The organism is Porphyrobacter sp. GA68 (assembly GCF_022605525.1).
GTDB lineage: Bacteria > Pseudomonadota > Alphaproteobacteria > Sphingomonadales > Sphingomonadaceae > Qipengyuania_B.
In genome coordinates, this window is record NZ_JAKQYJ010000001.1 from 1,255,209 (window position 1) to 1,272,523 (window position 17,315).

The window sequence follows — 17,315 nt, forward strand, 5'->3', positions numbered from 1 at the left end:
GATAGGCACCCGGCTCACGCATTCTGCTCAGGTGGGATGAGCACCCGCGTTCCGGTGCGGTAGTGTGCGGGAAAGTTGTGTCCGGCGGGGTTGGGCTCTCATTGGGGAAGACAGGCTGGTGGTCTTTGCGGGGTTCAGCGGACAGGCGTATTCGCCTGCTGGGGATAAAGGACGCTTCGTCCTGCCCCCGCTGTTCCGAAAGGCCGTTCGCGACTCCAGTGACGGACGCGTGCTGTGCCTGGTCAAGCACGAACGGTGGAATTGCCTGACCGGCTTTGGCCTCTCCCGAAAGCTCGAGCTGGAAGCCCAGCTCGACCGGGAGGAGGAGATGAGCATCCGGCTCAACCGCGACTTTGACCGCGACACCCGTGCCTCGCAACTGTTCTCCTTCACCGAAGTGCCGTTCGATGACAGCGGCCGCTTCGTGATGCCCGATCACCTGCGCGCACTCGCGAACATCGCAGACGGGCTGTATTTCCAGGGCGCCGGGCGCTTCTTCACAATGTGGAACCCGGCCAGCCTGCAGGAGATGGGCGCGGATTGGGATGCTGCCAAGGCGGCCTGCGCGAACCTCATGGGAGAACGGCAGTGACCGCGCCGCACATACCCGTGCTGCTCGACGAGGTGATCGCGGCGCTCGATCCTCAGCCCGGCGATCTGATCGTCGACGCAACTTTTGGTGCCGGCGGCTATACCCGCGCGCTGCTCGACCGCGGCGCTGTTGTTCATGCCCTTGACCGCGATCCCGATGCGATCGCGGCGGGTCGCACCTGGCGCGAGACAGGAGAAAATCCGCCGCGCCTTTTTCTTCACCATGACCGCTTCTCCGCCATGCTGTCCGTGCTGCGAGATGCAGGCGTCCGGCAGGTGGACGGTGTGGTCATGGATATTGGCGTGTCGTCCATGCAATTGGACCAGCCCGAACGAGGCTTCGCCTTCTCGCTCGACGGACCGCTCGACATGCGGATGAGCCAGTCGGGCGCAAGCGCCGCCGACTTCCTCAACTCCGCCGCCGAGGAAAGCATCGCGGATGTGCTCTACACCTACGGCGAGGAACGCCAGTCGCGCCGGGTCGCGCGTGCAATCGTCGCCGCGCGTCCGCTGGGCAGCACCGGCGATCTCGCGCGGGTGGTCCGCAAGGCGCTGGGCTATCGACCGGGTGCGCTGAAGGACCCGGCCACCCGGACATTCCAGGCCATCCGCATCCATGTGAATGGCGAGCTGGACGAGTTGCATGCAGGGCTCCGTGCGGCGGAGGCCTTGTTGCGAGAGGGCGGCCGGCTGGCGGTGGTCAGCTTCCACAGCCTCGAGGATCGCATCGTCAAGCAGTTCCTGCGTGATGGGTCGGCCAGAACCGGCGGCTCGCGTTACCTTCCCGAACAAGCCGCAGCGCCCGCTGTCTTCACGACGGTCAGCAAGGCCATTCGCGCCGGTGCGGCGGAAGTGACCCGCAACCCCCGCGCCCGGTCGGCGGTGCTGCGCCACGCGGTGCGGACAGCCGTTCCGGCAAGAATGCAGGTGGCAGCATGACCATGCCCCGGCGTCTGTCCGCACTGCTGACCCAGCCAGCTGGCCAAACCATCATCCTCATCGTCGCGGGCGCGCTGTTTCTGGCGCTCACCCTTCGCGTGAACGCCGTCAGGAGCGAAGTTCACCATCTCGAGAGGCAGATCGTCGCGGTCGAGCACCAGCGCCTGCTGCTGGAAACCGAATTCGAGACCCGCGCCAGCCAACGGCAGTTGTCCACCTGGAACGAAGTGGAGTTCGGCTTCCAGGCACCCAAGGGCGACCAGTTCGTCGAAGGCGAACGGCAGCTGGCCAGCTACGGAGTGCCGGCCGGGCACGGCGCGCCCCGGCAGATCCGGCTGGCGGGCGGAACGCCGGCGCCGGCAAGCCAGGGCGCGCTGGCCGATCTCGCGCGGGTACTCGACAGCGAACCGGTTGAGCGCGGGCGGCTGGAGTTCGGGCGTGCACTGGCCGTTCTGTCGGCCGACGAAGGCCATGCGGACAGCGAGAGAATTGCTGCGGCCCGCTTCGACACCGCCCGGCTCGCAGAGCGGCTGACAGCCGGCACCCGCGGCAGCACAGCCATCGGCACCCGCCTGGTGCGGAGCGGCGAATGAACGCGCTGACCCTCAGCCGCGCGGTGGGATCGGGGCGCGTCCAGCTGATCAGCCTGCGGCAAAGCTGCGTCACCACGGCGCGGACACGCCTGTTGTGGGTGGTGGGCGGCTTTGCCTTTCTCGCCCTCGTCGCCGCCGTCCGCCTGATGTTCATCGGCATGGAAAGCGGCCGCACATCAGGCACGTCGCTTGCGGAAGCACTGCTGCCCGCTCGAGGGGAGATAACCGACCGCAACGGCGTGCCGCTCGCCCGGGCCTTTCCGGCCTATGCCCTGTGGTTCAACCCCCACGCGCTTGGCGGTGACGGCGCTCCGCTGGTCGGGTCGCCCAAGGAGGTCGCCGCCGCGCTGAAGGAAATCTTCCCTGATCTTGACGAGGAAAAGGTCAGGCAATTGTTCGCCAGCGGCAAGCCCGGCTATATCCGCCGCCGGGTTCTGCCGGAAGAGGCCAACCGGGTGCACGACCTGGGGGAAATCGGGCTCGAAACCCCGCGCGAGATCGACCGGCATTATCCGCAAGGCACGATGGCGGCACACGTGCTGGGCTATGTCGGCGCTGACGGAAATGGCCGGCTGGGCATGGAACAGGTGCTCAACGAGCATCTGAGCAATCCGGCCACACGCGGCCAGCCGGTGGCGTTGTCGATCGATATGCGGGTGCAGGGCGCACTGGAAGACGAACTGGAGCGGGGAATGAAGCTGACCGCGGCGCAGGGCGCTGCGGGGATCGTGCTGGACGTGGACACGGGAGAGGTTCTGGCGCTCGCTTCGCTGCCCGAATTCAACCCCAACAAGATCGACGCCGCCGGCGAGCGGCTGATGTTCAACCGGATGACAAACCAGGTTTACGAACTCGGCTCCACCTTTAAGCCGCTCACGATCGCCGCCGCCATCGACGCGGGTGTTGTGCGCGATTTCGCCGCCCGCTGGAATGCGCAGCCCGTCAAGGTCGGGCGGTTCACCATCAACGACAGCCATCCGCTCGGGTCGAGCCTGAACATCCCCCAGATGCTGATGCACTCCTCCAATACGGTGACCGCGCGGGTGGCGGACGAGCTTGGACCTGAGCGGCTGCGGCAGGTGATGGTCGATCTCGGCATGAACCGCCGTCCGGAAATAGAGCTGCCGGCCCGCGGCTATCCGATCTGGCCGGGTGACAACTGGCCCCGGCTGCAGAACATGACGGTCGGCTTCGGCCACGGAATGGCCGTAACCCCGCTGCACCTCGCCAGCGCCTATGCGGCGATGGTGAATGGCGGGGTCTGGCACCCGGCCACCATGCACCGGGTGGAGCCGGGCACGGTCCCGGAAGGGCGGCGGGTGTTCAAGGAGTCGACAAGTTCGCGCATGCGCCAGCTGCTGCGCATGATAACCAAATACGGCACCGGCCGCAGTGCCGAAGCGCCAGGATTCCGGGTTGGCGGTAAGACCGGTTCGGCCGAGAAACCGGGTGCGGGTGGTTATCGCCGCACCGCGATTGTCTCCACTTTTGCCGCCGCGTTCCCGATGGACCGCCCGCGCTACGTCATTGTCACCATGCTGGACGAGCCGAAAGGCACGGTGGCCAGCTCGTTCCAGCGGACGGCCGCCTGGAATGCCGCGCCGATCGTGGGCCGGCTGGTGCCGCGGATCGGGCCGATGCTGGGCGTGCAACCGGACGAGACACGCGACATCGACCTGAGCGATCTGGTGCCGATCGTCCCGGAAGCGCAAAGATGAAGCTCGCGCGCCTGCTGAACGAAGCGGGGCTGCCCGTGACGGACGGCGCAGCTGCCGACATCCCGGTGTCAGGCTTCGCCATCGATCATCGCAAGATCGCGCCCGGCACCGTGTTCGGCGCGTTTCAAGGCGCGGCCTTCAACGGCGAAGATTACATCGCGGCCGCCGTGTCGGCCGGCGCGGTTGCGGTGGTCGCGCGGGCAGGTGTGCCGGTGGAAGGCGCGCTGCACATCGCCAGCGACAACCCGCGTGCCGCCTTCGCTCGCCTGGCCGCGCGCTTTTTCCGTCCTGTGCCCGGCACAATCGTCGCTGTGACCGGCACCAACGGCAAGACCTCCACCGTGGAGATGACGCGTCAGATCTGGCGGATGTGCGGTGAACGCGCGGCTTCCATCGGCACTCTGGGCGTGACCACGCCCGACGGCAGTCAGGCGACGGGCCTGACCAGCCCGGACATTGTCACGTTCCTGTCCAACATGACGGGCCTTGCGCGGGAAGGTTTCACCCATGTCGCCTACGAGGCGTCGAGTCATGGTCTGGACCAGCACCGCAGCGAAGGCGTCCCGTTGGCCGCCGCAGGCTTCACCAGCTTCAGCCGCGACCATCTCGATTATCATGGCACGATGGAGGCTTATTTCGCCGCCAAACTGCGCCTGTTTACCGATCTGCTCCAGCCTCATGCCTGCGCAGTTGTGTGGGACGAGGGGCAGGACTGGAGCGCGCGTGTCATCGATGCGGCCGGACAGCGGGGGTGCCGAGTGCTGCGGGTAGGGCCGGGCGATGGCGCTGACCTGCTCCTGCGGAGCCGGGAAACGACCCAGCTGGGGCAGCAGATCGAGGTGGAGCACGCCGGACAGACCTACCGCCTGATGCTGCCGCTGATCGGCGCCTATCAGGCCGCAAATGCCTTGGTGGCAGCGGGCCTGGCGATCGCCACTGGCGCGGATCCGGCCCGCGTGTTCGACGCGGTCGGTCGCTTGCAGCCTGTGCGAGGCCGACTTGAACGGGCGCTCATCACCAAGACCGGGGCGCCCGTCTATATCGACTATGCCCACGCGGCAGACGCGCTGGCCGCCGCCATTGCAGCGCTGCGCCCCCATACGGCAGGCCGCCTTATCATCGTATTCGGTGCCGGCGGCGACCGGGACCAGGGCAAGCGGTTCGACATGGGCAAAGCAGCCGCCGTGGCGGATTTCGTCATCGTGACTGATGATAATCCTCGCGGCGAAGATCCCGCTGCGATCCGCGCTGCCATCCTCAGCGGCTTGCCAGCCGATCCTGCGCGCGTGCGCGATATCGGCGATCGGCGCGAAGCGATAGCATTGGCCATCGCAAAAGCCGGCCGCGACGACATCGTGCTGATCGCCGGCAAGGGGCACGAGCAGGGGCAAATCATAGGGCGCGGCGATGCTGTCCGCGTCCTGCCGTTCGATGATGTGGCGGTCGCGCGGGAATGCGCCGCCGCACAGGGAGACAAAGCATGACCGCAATCCGCGCCCTTCGCCAATGGCCCCAGCGTCGGCGCGATCAGCTGCCGGCCGCCCTGTGGGATGCTACGGTCATCGCAGAAGTGACGGGAGGCACGGCCAGCGCCGACTTTCTTGTGTCAGGCGTGGAGATCGACAGCCGCGATGTGCGTTCCGGCGACCTGTTCGTCGCCCTGAGCGGCGAGGTGCAGGATGGTCACGAGTTTCTGGACGCCGCGTTTGCCAACGGCGCGACAGCGGCCCTGGTGGACCGCGCGGTGCCCTACCCGCACGTGCTGGTGGACGATACGATGGCAGCTTTGCGCGCGCTGGCTGCGGCAGCGCGGCAGCGCACAACCGCCCGGATCGTCGGTGTAACCGGCTCGGTCGGCAAGACCGGCGTAAAGGAAGCGCTGTTCGCCGCGCTGGATCGGTCCAGCCGGGGCGGGGCGCATCGATCGGTCAGATCCTACAACAACCATGTCGGCGTGCCGCTCTCATTGGCGCGAATGGCTGCGCACGCGCAGTTTGGCGTGTTCGAGATGGGCATGAACCACGCGGGCGAGATTGCGCAGCTGACGGCGCAGGTCCGCCCGCATGTGGCACTGATCACGACGATTGCCCCGGCCCATATCGAGAACCTCGGCTCGATCGAGGCGATCGCCGATGCCAAGGCGGAGATCTTCAGGGGACTGGCGCCAGGAGGCACGGCGGTCATCCCAGCCGACGTGCCCCAGTTCGAGCAGCTGCGCCAGGCAGCCGAACTGCGGGGTTTGCAGATACTGACCTTTGGCCGCTCTGCGCACGCCGACGTGCGGGTCATGGACATGATCCCGGCTGCCAATGGCGGCTCGCTGGTGACGGTGCAGTTTGGCGAGCGGCGGCTGGTCTATTCGATCGCGGAGCCGGGGGAACATTGGGTCATCAATTCGCTGGCGGTAATGGCGACGGTGCATGCCGCAGGCGGCGACATGGCGGCGGCAGGTCTGGCGCTGGCCGAGATGGGTGGGCTGAAGGGCCGCGGCGCGCGCCACCGCGTCAATGCGCCGGGCGGCAAGGCGCTGGTCATCGACGAGAGCTACAATGCCAATCCGGCTTCGATGCGGGCGACCCTCGGCCAGCTCGCGCAGACACCCGCCGGGCGGCGTATCGCGGTTCTGGGCAGCATGAAGGAACTGGGCGACTTCGCTGACGCATTCCACGCCGCCCTGGCCGAACCCGTCCGCGACGCCGGACTGGATTATCTGGTGCTGGTCGGGCCGGAAATGCAGGCGCTGAACCGCGAACTGCTGCGCAGCGGCATACAGGCGGTTGGCGGCAAGCCCGAATTCGTGCATTGCGCCAGTGCCGCGGAAGCCGTCGTGCAGCTGCGTCAATTTGGTCTGATCGGGGGGGATGCCGTGCTGGTCAAAGGTTCAAACTCGCTCGGGCTGAACAAGGTGGTTGATGACCTGATCCATTGGGATGCCTAGATGTTTTACCTCCTTGCCGAATGGCTCGGCTTTCCCGGCGCGCTGAACCTCGTTCGTTACCAGACGTTCCGGGCAGGCGCGACCTTGATGACTGCCCTGCTGATCGGCCTGTTCATCGGGCCCCGGTTCATCAGCATGCTACGGGTGCGGCAGGGCAAGGGACAGCCCATCCGCCTCGATGGTCCGCAGTCGCACCTCGCCAAGCGGGGTACGCCGACCATGGGCGGACTGATGATTCTCGTGGCCCTCATTTGCGGGCTGTTGCTGTGGATGGACCTGCGCAATCCGTTCGTCTGGGCTTGCCTCGCGGTCACCGGCGGTTTCGGGATCATCGGGTTCCTCGATGATTACGACAAGATCAGCAAGAACAGCCACAATGGCGTGTCGGGGCGGACCCGACTGCTGCTGGAATTTGCAGTGGCCGGGCTCGCCTCGTGGATCATCGTCAGCCAGATCAGCACCAACCTGTACATCCCGTTCCTGTCGAATGTCTCCATCCCGCTCGGTCCGTTCTATTTCGTGTTCGCCGCGATCGTTATCGTAGGTGCGGGCAATGCGGTGAACCTCACCGACGGTTTGGACGGACTCGCGACCATGCCGGTCATCATCGCGGCGGGTACTTTCGCCATCATCGCCTATCTCGTCGGCCGGGTCGATTATTCCAGCTACCTTGGCATCCCTCATGTTCCGGGTGCGGGCGAACTGGCGATCTTCTGCGCGGCGATCATGGGGGCGGGGCTGGCTTTCCTGTGGTTCAATGCGCCGCCCGCCGCAGTGTTCATGGGCGATACCGGCAGTCTCGCGCTGGGCGGAGCGCTGGGGGCGATTGCGGTGGCGAGCCATCACGAGATCGTGCTGGCCATCGTGGGCGGGCTGTTCGTGTTCGAGGCGCTGTCGGTCATTGTGCAGGTGTTCTGGTTCAAACGAACGGGCAAGCGCATCTTCCGCATGGCGCCCATTCACCATCACTTCGAGCAACTCGGCTGGAGCGAGGCGACGGTCGTGATCCGCTTCTGGATCGTGGCCATAATCCTGGCGCTGATCGGCCTGTCCACCCTCAAGCTCAGGTGATTACGGCGCGCACCTTTGCCGGCAGGCGATACGCGGTGCTGGGTCTGGCAAGGTCGGGCGCCGCAACGGTCGAGGCGCTGCTGGCGAGCGGGGCCGAGGTGCTGGCGTGGGATCAGGCGCAAGAGGTGCGGGAACGGTGGGCTGGCCGTGTAACACTGCGCGATCCGCTGGCAACCGATCTGGCCGGCTTTGCCGGCGTAATCGTGTCGCCCGGCGTGCCGCTCAACACCCATCCCATAAAGCCGCATGCCGACAGCTTTGGCGTACCGGTGATCGGCGACATCGAGCTGTTTGCGCAGGCGCGGCCAGAACTGCCGCCGCACAAGCTGGTGGGTATTACCGGCACCAACGGGAAGTCGACAACTACGGCCCTGGTCCACCATGTTCTGAAAACCGCCGGCAGACCGGCAACGATGGGCGGCAATATCGGCCTGCCCATTCTTGCGCAGGAGCCGCTGCCCGGGGGCGGTGTTTATGTGCTGGAGCTGTCCAGTTACCAGATCGACCTCACCCGGTCTCTCGACTGCGACATCGCCGTGCTCCTCAACATCACCCCCGATCATCTCGACCGTTATGGCAGCTTTGCGGCCTACGCGGCGGCCAAGGCGCGCCTGTTCGCGCTGCAATCGCCCGAACACGCGGCAGTGATCGGCATCGGCAACACTGCTGCGGCGGCCATCGCCCACGACCTGGCGGCACGGGGCGAGCAGCTGGACAAGATCGCACCTGGCGGTTGCATGGATCAGACGCGCTGGCCGGCCCTTCAGGGTCCGCACAATGCCCAGAACATCCTGGCCGCCCGTGCGGTCTGCCAGCGCCTCGGCATAGAGACCGCTGCCATTGAACGCGGTTTGGAGAGCTTCACCGGATTGCCGCACCGGATGGAACATGTGGCAAGACGCGGCGGCGTGCAGTTCATCAACGACAGCAAGGCCACCAACCAGGCATCCACGGCGCCGGCGCTCGCTGCGTACCCACCGGTAAACGGTCGCCCCCGCGTCCACTGGATTGTTGGCGGGCAGGCCAAGGAACCGGGGCTGGCCGAACTTGCGGACTGGACCAGCCATGTTGCCGTGGCCTATACGATTGGCGAGGCGGGCCCGGCATTTGCCGAACTGCTGAAGCCGTGCGTGCCGGTGGAACCGTGCGGAACGTTGCAAGCGGCCGTTCAGGCGGCCGCCGCGCGGGCGCGGGCGGGTGACGTGGTGATCCTGTCGCCGGCCTGCGCCAGTTTCGATCAATTCCGCGATTTCGAGGAGCGGGGAGAGATGTTCAAACGATTCGTTGCCGAAATTGCCGGCATCCTGGACAGCGGCCCCCGGGACACGCACGCGGGATGACCGGCTACCGTTCTGCTGCGGCTGCATCGGCGGCAGCGCGGCGACCGGCCGCGGCCAGCCTGCAGGCCGAGTTGCGCATCTGGTGGCGCGAGATCGACCGCGTCCTGCTGTGCCTGGTGCTGCTGCTGATGGCGATCGGTACGGTCGCCGTCGCCGCCGCGTCGCCCGCCAGCGCGCGGCGTTTGTCGACCGCGGGCACCAAGCTGCCCGAACTGTATTTCTTCTGGCAGCACGTCGTGTGGCAGATGCTGGGCATGGCCGTGCTGCTCGGCGTGTCGACCCTCCCGCGCGTGCGCGCCCGCCGCGCGGCGGTGCTGCTGGCTGGCGTCATGACGTTTTTCCTCCTGCTTGTCCCGGTCATTGGGGTTGAGGTGAACGGTGCCCACCGCTGGATCGACCTCGGCATGCGGTTCCAGCCATCCGAGTTCCTGAAGGCGAGCTTTGCCGTGACGCTGGCATGGGTGCTGTCCTGGCGCGCGCGGGATCCTAACCTGCCTGTGGTCAGCCTGGCCATCGGCTACACCGCGCTCGTCGCCGCGCTTCTGATGATGCAGCCGGACCTTGGTTCGGCCATCGTCTTTTCCGGCGTGTGTCTTGCCCTGCTGTTCATGGCCGGCGTATCTCCGGCGCGGATCGGCGGAGTGGTGGCGGCCGGAATTGGCGCTCTTGTCGCGGCCTATTTCCTGTACGGCAATGCGCGGGGCCGGATCGATTCATTCCTGGGGGGCGGCACGGCGTTCGACCAGGTTGACCTGGCCTGGCGCACCCTGGTTGCAGGCGGGTGGACGGGCAGCGGGTTCTGGCTTGGATCGCGCAAGATGTCCCTGCCGGAAGCGCATACCGACTACATATTCTCGGTGATCGGGGAGGAGTTCGGCCTGCTTGTCTGCGCCCTCGTCGTACTGCTTTACCTGGCCATTGTCGTACGCGTCCTGATGCGCGCTTTTGATGCGGAGGATCTGTTCACCCTGCTGGCGACCAGTGGGCTTGGCGCGGTGCTGGGCGGACAGGCGTTCATCAACATCCTCGTGAACCTGCGGCTGTTTCCCTCCAAGGGCATGACCCTGCCGTTGGTAAGCTATGGCGGGTCTTCGACCATTGCCATCTGCTTCACCGTCGGATTGCTGTTGTCGCTGTCGCGGCGTAATCCGCATCTGTCGCGCACGACACCCGGCCTTGCCCGCATCTTCGGTCTGGATGCCGCGACGCCGCCGCCCCGCCGCCCCGTCCTTGAACGGAGCGTCCCATGACCGGCGCCAGCAGGCACTATGTCCTTGCCGCAGGTGGCACCGGTGGCCATCTGATCCCGGCTTTCGCCCTTGCCGTGGAACTCGAGCGGCGCGGGCATCACGTGGCGCTTATCACGGACGCGCGCGGGGAACGTATTCCCGGTCGCCCCGAATTTCTCACCACGCATGTCATTCCCGCCGGACGGTTCGGCAAGAACCCCCTTCACTGGCTGGGCGGGATCAGGGCGGTTCTGCGCGGGCGGCAGATGGCGCTGCGCTTGTTCGACGGCTTCAGGCCAAGCGCGGTGGTCGGCTTTGGCGGCTATCCGGCGCTGCCCACGCTGCTCGCCGCGCAGTCCGCCCGGCTGCCTACAATCCTGCACGAGCAGAACGCGGTGCTGGGCCGCGTCAACAGGCTGCTGGGCAGCCGGGTGGATCTTATCGCCACCGCATACCCGGATGTCGCGCGGATCCGGGCCGGGTGGCGGCACAAGGTCCGCCTGGTGGGCAATCCGGTGCGCCATGATCTCCTCGCCTTGCGAGACGAGCCGTTTCCGCGCCTTGGCGAAGAGGGGCTGCTGCGGGTGCTGGTCACGGGCGGCAGCCAGGGTGCGCGGGTCCTGTCGCAGGTGGTGCCCGATGGCCTGGCCATGCTGCCGCCGGCCCTGCGTCAACGCCTGCAGGTGACGCAGCAATGCCGGGCGGAAGATCTAGAAGCGGTGCGGGAACGTTACAGCAGCCATGACATACCGGCCGAACTGGGCACCTATTTTGAAAACATGGCGGCGCGGCTGGCGGATACGCACCTGTTTATTGGCCGGGCAGGCGCCTCGACTGTGGCGGAGCTGACGGTCGTGGGTCGGCCCGCCATCCTCATCCCGCTGTCCATCGCGACCGACGATCATCAGGCGGCGAACACGCGCGAGATCGTGATGGCTGGTGGCGCGCGGGCAATCCGGGAAGAGGCATTTCAGGCCAAGGAACTGGCCCGGCAGATCAAGGCGCTGGCCGATCGCCCGGATGGGCTTGCCAATGCGGCCCATGCTGCCTGGAACTGCGGCAGACCGGATGCGGCGCGCGACCTGGCCGACCTTGTGGAACAATCAGGTGGGGCGGACATGATGGACGTGATCCGGGTGGGTCAGCACGCCCAGATGCGCGCCACGCAGCAAGCGGTGCCGGGAGCAGCGGCGCGGAAGGCGGCGTAATGAAGGGGGTCGACACCGACATCGGAACCATCCACTTCATCGGGATCGGCGGCATCGGCATGTCCGGCATCGCCGAGGTGATGCGCAATCTCGGTTACAGCGTGCAGGGCTCTGACCTGAACGAGGGGCCCACGATCGAACGGTTGCGGCAACGCGGCATCCCCGTCGCGATCGGCCATGCGGCCAAAAATTTGGGCGACGCGCGGGTGGTGGTGACCTCCACCGCTGTCAAGCGCTCCAATCCAGAGGTGGCTGCCGCCATCGAAAAGCGGATACCGGTGGTTCGCCGGGCCGAGATGCTGGCCGAACTGATGCGGCTGAAGCGCACGGTGGCGGTTGCGGGCACGCATGGCAAAACCACCACGACCAGCATGATCGCCGCGCTGTTGGACGCCGGCGGGGTGGATCCGACCGTTATCAACGGCGGCATCATCAACCAGTACGGCTCGAACGCCAGATTGGGCGCCAGCGAGTGGATGGTGGTCGAAGCCGACGAGAGCGATGGCAGCTTTCTGCGCCTGGACGGGCAGTTCGCGGTCGTGACCAACATCGACCCCGAACACCTTGACCATTACGGCAGCTTCGACGCGGTAAAGGACGCATTCGTGGAATTCATCCACAATGTTCCCTTTTATGGCGCGGCGGTGCTGTGCCTCGACCATCCGGAAGTTCAGCGGATCATTCCCAAGATCCGCGACCGCCGGGTCGTGACTTACGGCTTTTCAGTTCAGGCGGATGTGAGGGGCGAGAACATCCGTGCCGACAACGGCGCCAACCTGTTCGACGTGGTCGTCCGGGAGCGCAGCGGCGAACAAACCCGGCTGGAGGATGTACGCCTGCCGATGCCGGGCCGTCACAATGTGCAGAATGCCCTGGCGGCCATCGCGGTTGCGCTGGAATTGGGCTGCGATGCCGCAGTCATCCGCAACGGCTTTGCCCAATTCAACGGGGTTAAACGCCGCTTCACCCGCGTGGGCGAGGTGCCGCTGGACGACGGCACTGCCTTCATCATCGACGATTACGCCCACCATCCGGTAGAGATCAGGGCCGTACTCGCTGCCGCGAGAGAGGCCGCGGGTGCCGGCGATCCGCCTGGCCGCGTGATCGCGGTCGCCCAGCCGCACCGCTATACGCGCCTGCGCGATCTGTTCGCGGAGTTCCAGACCGCCTTCAACGATGCCGATGCGGTGTTCGTCACGCCGGTGTATGGCGCTGGGGAGGAGCCGATCGAGGGCGTCGATGCCGCTGCGCTGGCACATGGCCTGCGCGAACAGGGCCACCGCGCAGCGAACACGGTCAGTAATGCCGAGGAACTGGCGGCCACGCTGGCCGCCACGCTGCAACCGGGTGATTATGTCATCTGCCTCGGCGCGGGCGACATCACCCGCTGGGCAGCAGGGCTAGCGCCCGCCGTTCAGTCGTTTCGCATGGGCAAGGTCGCGGCATGACCCGGCAGCCCGACGAATGGCTCGGGGACGAGCGCATCAGCGCGCCCGATTGCGAAGCGGGCGGTGCGTTCGCGCAAGGGCTCGACCACTGCGAAACGCGCGGGCGACTGACGCCCGGCGCGCCATTGGCCAAGCTCGTCTGGTTCAAGACGGGCGGCGCGGCGGACTGGCTGTTCGAGCCGGCAGACCGCGACGATCTGCAGCGGTTCATGGAGCAGGTGGACGGCCGATTGCCGGTGATGGCGCTCGGCCTTGGCTCCAACCTCATCATTCGCGATGGCGGCGTTCCGGGGGTGGTGATAAAGTTGGGCAAGGCGTTTGCCGGGGTAGAGGTCCGTGACGGTCATGTGCTTGCCTGCGGCGGGGCGGCGCACGGGATCCTCGTCTCGTCCGCCGCGCGCGACGCAGGCATTGCCGGGCTGGAGTTCCTGCGCGGCATTCCGGGCACGGTGGGCGGCTTCGTGCGAATGAACGGCGGGGCGTACGGCCGCGAAGTCGCCGACATCCTCGTCGACTGCGACGTGGTCCTGCCGGGCGGCAAGTGCCACACGCTGCCCGCCGCGGAACTGCAATACTCCTATCGCCATGCGGAACTGCCGGACGGCGCAGTCGTGGTTGCCGCCCGCTTTCAGGGCCACGCGGGCGATCCGCGCGACATCGGGGCGGAAATGGACCGGATCGCGCAGGCGCGCGAGGCATCGCAGCCGCTCCGCACCAAAACCGGCGGTTCAACCTTCAAGAACCCGCCGGGCGAGAAGGCGTGGGCGCTGATCGACAGGGCCGGCTGCCGCGGGCTGCGGCTCGGAGGCGCCCAGGTGAGCGACAAGCATACCAACTTCCTCATCAACACCGGCGAGGCGACCAGTGCCGACATCGAAGGTCTGGGCGAACGCGTCCGCGACCGTGTCGCCCAGACATGCGGAGTCAATCTAGAGTGGGAAATACAGCGGGTGGGGCGACCATGACCCGGCAGGACAAGCTGCACGTCGTCGTCCTGATGGGCGGCTGGGCGAACGAGCGGCCCGTTTCGCTGATGAGCGGCGAGGGCGTTGGAAAGGCGCTGGAGGCGCGGGGGCACCGCGTCACGCTCATCGACATGGACCGGCAGGTGGCTGCCGGCATCGCGGCCGCTGCGCCGGATGTCGTGTTCAATGCGCTGCACGGGGTGCCGGGCGAAGACGGCACGGTGCAGGGGATGCTTGACCTGATGGGCGTGCCATACACCCATTCCGGGCTGGCAACATCGGTCATCGCCATCGACAAGCAGCTGACCAAGCAGGCCCTCCTGCCGCATGGCGTACCGATGCCGGGTGGCCGCGTGGTGCGCAGCACAGAGCTGTTCGAACGCGATCCGCTGCCGCGCCCCTATGTGCTCAAGCCCGTGAACGAGGGATCTTCGGTCGGCGTGGCGATCGTTACCGACGCCGGCAATTATGGCCAGCCGATCCGCCGCGACGCGGTCGGTCCCTGGCAGGAGTTCGACGAACTGCTGGCAGAGCCGTACATTCCGGGCCGCGAAATGACGGTCGCGGTGCTGGATGAGGATAGCGGTCCGCGCGCCCTGGCGGTGACGGAACTGAAGCCGCGTTCCGGGTTCTACGACTTCGATGCCAAATACACCGACGGCATGACGGAGCATGTCTGTCCCGCCGACATTCCTGATCGCATCCGCGACCTGTGTCTGCAACACGCGTTGACGGCCCACCGCGTGCTCGGCTGCCGGGGAACAAGCCGCACCGACTTTCGCTGGGACGAAAGCGGGGGCGAGGACGGTTTGTTCGTGCTGGAGACGAACACGCAGCCTGGCATGACTCCGCTCAGTCTTGTTCCAGAACAGGCGCGGCATTGCGGGATGAGTTACGAGGATCTGGTGGAGGCGATCATCGCCGCGGCGCTGCGCCACCACCGGGAGCGACGCCGTGGGGACGGTTAAGCGCGGCGGGCAGGGCGTCCGCCGTTCCGCGGCTGCGCGCGGGCGGGCCGGACGCGCGCATGCGGCCCGGGCGCAGACGCGCTCCGCGCTGGGTGCGGCGCTCGCCTATCTGCCTTTCACCGAGCGGCAGCTGCAACGGGTCTTTCTGGCGCTGATCCTGGCTGCGGCACTGACATTCGCATGGTTCATCGCCAGCCTTGCGGGACTGCCCGCACTGGCGGGGGAGCGGTTCGCCGCCGCCACTGCCAACGCCGGTTTCGCCGTCAAGCGCGTCACCGTCACCGGGGTCGAGCGGATGGACGAGCAAAGCGTGTATCAGCACGCTTTGGACGAGCGCGACCGGCCGATCGCCAGCCTGGACATGGAGGGGCTGAGGCAGGAGTTGCTGGAGCTGCCATGGGTGGCAGATGCGCGGGTGTCGCGCCGCCTGCCCGATCATATCGCCATCGACATCGTGGAGCGCAAGCCGCATGCGGCCTTGGCGAAGGCCGACGGCTGGATGCTGATCGACCGCACGGGGCGCGAGCTGCAGCCGATCAGCCGGACCGAAGCCCAGGACATGCTGCTGGTAAAGGGGCCAGGCGCGGCACGACAGGTGGCCGAACTCGACCGGTTGCTGGACATGGCGCCGGCTCTCAAACCGAAAGTGCGCGAGGCGGAATGGATCGGCAACCGCCGCTGGAACCTCACCTTTGATACAGGTCAGGTGCTCGCCCTCCCGCAGGACGAAAACCGGGCGGCAGGCGCGCTGGTGCGGTTCGCGCGGCTGGATGGAACGAACCGGCTGCTGGGCGGAAAGGTCGCAAGCTTCGACATGCGTTCGCCCGATCGCATCTATATGCGCATACCGGGCAGGGCAGACGGCGAACCGCTCGCATTGAAAGAAGGGGGGCAACCTTGATGAGCGGCGCAGGGGGGCGCGTGGTGCGGCAGTTCGGAGCGGTCAACATCGGATCGTTCCGCACTTCGGCCATGATCGTCGGGCGGGACGAGGAGGGCAACCTGTCGGTGCTCGGCTCCAGCCACCGCGCAAGCCAGGGGGTGAAGCGGGGCTACATCACTGACATCGAAGCCGCCAGCCATGCCGTGCGGGACGCGGTGGAGCGGGCGGAGCGGACGGCCGCTACCAGCCTGTCGGGGGTATGGATCGCATGTTCCGCCGCCGGCCTGGAAAGCCATATCGAACGGGTCGACATACCGATTGGCGGGCGCCGGATCGAAGATGACGATGTGGACCACCTTCTGTACGCGGCCCGGCAGCACATTCAGCCCGATGGCTGCACCATCCTGCATGCGCAGCCCGCCCATTATACCCTGGACGGTGCACACGGGATCGCGAACCCACGGGGCCTCCACGCCGAGACGCTCGGGGTCGATGTGCACGTCATGCTTGCCGAGGGACCGCCGGTTCGCAATCTGATAGAGGTGGTGCAGACGGCCCATCTCGATGTGGAGGGCGTGGTCGCGTCCCCGCTCGCGGCAAGCTACGGCTGTCTCAGCAACGAGGAGCGGGAACTGGGGGTCGCCCTGGTGGAGCTGGGCGCGGAAGTCACCAACGTATCGGTGCATGCGGGCGGCATGTTGCTGGGGATGCGATCGGTGCCGCATGGCAGCGCGGACATCACGGACGCCGTCGCTTCCCGCTTCGGCATCCGGCGCAAGCATGCCGAGCGGCTGAAATGCGTGTCCGGTTCAGCCATCGCTGCCCCCTCCGATCACAAGGAAATGGTCAGCGTGACCCCGCCCGACGAAGGCGAGGATGTGGAACAGGTTGCCTTGGGCGCGGACGACCGCAATCGTATTCCGCGCGCCGAGCTGGTGTCAGTTATCACCGACCAGCTTTCGCTGCTGACGGCGGGTGTGCGCGACGCCCTCAAGGAACTTGGGTTCGGGCATGCCAAGGCTGGCAAGATCGTTTTGACTGGCGGCGGGGCGGAACTGGCGGGGATCGCCGAGTATGTCCAAGGGGCGCTGGGGCGGCCCGTGCGGATCGGCAGGCCGCCGAAACTGCCCGGGCTTCCCGAAGCGCACAGCGTACCCGGGTTCGTCCTGCTGGCGGGAATGTGCCTGTACGCCGCCGATGATCCGCCGGACATCCGCTCCATTGGCCCGGTGCATCAGCCGGCTGTCCGCTATAGCGGAACAAGGCTGGTCAGCCGGGTGCTGAAAGCCGTGCGGGAATATTTTTGATGCTCAATTTAACGATGTTTTTGCCTAAGCTACGGTAAGCATGCTAACCCGGCAGAAGTCCGCGCCACGTGTTCACATTTGTTCACGCCCGGCGCATCCTTTCGATTCGGGCCGGCT

At 66.6% G+C, this 17,315-nt stretch carries 15 protein-coding genes; all 15 read left to right on the forward strand.

Annotation, left to right across the window (positions count from 1 at the left end):
- The first annotated feature begins 118 nt into the window (after nt 1-118).
- The 15 genes from LHJ54_RS06280 to ftsA are packed head-to-tail and all read left to right on the forward strand — an operon-like array spanning nt 119 to nt 17,198.
- Nucleotides 119-592: a division/cell wall cluster transcriptional repressor MraZ gene (locus LHJ54_RS06280; protein WP_228243054.1), complete on the forward strand. Its 474-nt coding sequence runs from the start codon at nt 119-121 to the stop codon at nt 590-592.
- Nucleotides 589-1,530, forward strand: a complete 942-nt coding sequence (gene rsmH / locus LHJ54_RS06285; RefSeq protein WP_228243055.1) for a 16S rRNA (cytosine(1402)-N(4))-methyltransferase RsmH — start codon at nt 589-591, stop codon at nt 1,528-1,530. Before LHJ54_RS06280 ends, rsmH begins: the two co-directional genes overlap by 4 nt.
- Nucleotides 1,527-2,123 carry a hypothetical protein gene (locus tag LHJ54_RS06290; RefSeq protein ID WP_228243056.1) on the forward strand — a complete coding sequence of 199 codons (597 nt, stop codon included), beginning with the start codon at nt 1,527-1,529 and terminating at the stop codon, nt 2,121-2,123. Before rsmH ends, LHJ54_RS06290 begins: the two co-directional genes overlap by 4 nt.
- Complete coding sequence (locus LHJ54_RS06295) at nt 2,120-3,841, forward strand: penicillin-binding protein 2 (protein WP_228243057.1); 1,722 nt, start codon at nt 2,120-2,122, stop codon at nt 3,839-3,841. Before LHJ54_RS06290 ends, LHJ54_RS06295 begins: the two co-directional genes overlap by 4 nt.
- Nucleotides 3,838-5,325 (forward strand): UDP-N-acetylmuramoyl-L-alanyl-D-glutamate--2,6-diaminopimelate ligase, encoded by a 1,488-nt coding sequence (locus tag LHJ54_RS06300; protein WP_228243058.1) that lies wholly within the window; start codon nt 3,838-3,840, stop codon nt 5,323-5,325. The genes LHJ54_RS06295 and LHJ54_RS06300 overlap by 4 nt, the downstream gene beginning before the upstream one ends.
- Nucleotides 5,322-6,779 (forward strand): UDP-N-acetylmuramoyl-tripeptide--D-alanyl-D-alanine ligase, encoded by a 1,458-nt coding sequence (gene murF / locus LHJ54_RS06305; protein ID WP_228243059.1) that lies wholly within the window; start codon nt 5,322-5,324, stop codon nt 6,777-6,779. The genes LHJ54_RS06300 and murF overlap by 4 nt, the downstream gene beginning before the upstream one ends.
- Nucleotides 6,780-7,850: a phospho-N-acetylmuramoyl-pentapeptide-transferase gene (gene mraY / locus LHJ54_RS06310; RefSeq protein WP_228243060.1), complete on the forward strand. Its 1,071-nt coding sequence runs from the start codon at nt 6,780-6,782 to the stop codon at nt 7,848-7,850.
- Nucleotides 7,847-9,190 (forward strand): UDP-N-acetylmuramoyl-L-alanine--D-glutamate ligase, encoded by a 1,344-nt coding sequence (gene murD, locus LHJ54_RS06315; protein ID WP_228243061.1) that lies wholly within the window; start codon nt 7,847-7,849, stop codon nt 9,188-9,190. The genes mraY and murD overlap by 4 nt, the downstream gene beginning before the upstream one ends.
- A complete protein-coding gene (locus LHJ54_RS06320; protein WP_228243062.1) occupies nt 9,187-10,440 on the forward strand; it encodes an FtsW/RodA/SpoVE family cell cycle protein in 1,254 nt (417 codons plus the stop codon). Before murD ends, LHJ54_RS06320 begins: the two co-directional genes overlap by 4 nt.
- Nucleotides 10,437-11,627 carry an undecaprenyldiphospho-muramoylpentapeptide beta-N-acetylglucosaminyltransferase gene (murG, locus tag LHJ54_RS06325; protein WP_228243063.1) on the forward strand — a complete coding sequence of 397 codons (1,191 nt, stop codon included), beginning with the start codon at nt 10,437-10,439 and terminating at the stop codon, nt 11,625-11,627. Before LHJ54_RS06320 ends, murG begins: the two co-directional genes overlap by 4 nt.
- A complete protein-coding gene (gene murC / locus LHJ54_RS06330; protein ID WP_228243064.1) occupies nt 11,627-13,075 on the forward strand; it encodes a UDP-N-acetylmuramate--L-alanine ligase in 1,449 nt (482 codons plus the stop codon). The genes murG and murC overlap by 1 nt, the downstream gene beginning before the upstream one ends.
- A complete protein-coding gene (murB, locus tag LHJ54_RS06335; protein ID WP_228243065.1) occupies nt 13,072-14,040 on the forward strand; it encodes a UDP-N-acetylmuramate dehydrogenase in 969 nt (322 codons plus the stop codon). The genes murC and murB overlap by 4 nt, the downstream gene beginning before the upstream one ends.
- A complete protein-coding gene (locus LHJ54_RS06340; RefSeq protein WP_228243066.1) occupies nt 14,037-15,008 on the forward strand; it encodes a D-alanine--D-alanine ligase in 972 nt (323 codons plus the stop codon). The genes murB and LHJ54_RS06340 overlap by 4 nt, the downstream gene beginning before the upstream one ends.
- Nucleotides 14,995-15,909 (forward strand): cell division protein FtsQ/DivIB, encoded by a 915-nt coding sequence (locus LHJ54_RS06345; RefSeq protein WP_228243067.1) that lies wholly within the window; start codon nt 14,995-14,997, stop codon nt 15,907-15,909. Before LHJ54_RS06340 ends, LHJ54_RS06345 begins: the two co-directional genes overlap by 14 nt.
- A complete protein-coding gene (gene ftsA / locus LHJ54_RS06350) occupies nt 15,909-17,198 on the forward strand; it encodes a cell division protein FtsA (protein ID WP_228243068.1) in 1,290 nt (429 codons plus the stop codon). The genes LHJ54_RS06345 and ftsA overlap by 1 nt, the downstream gene beginning before the upstream one ends.
- Nucleotides 17,199-17,315 lie beyond the last annotated feature (117 nt).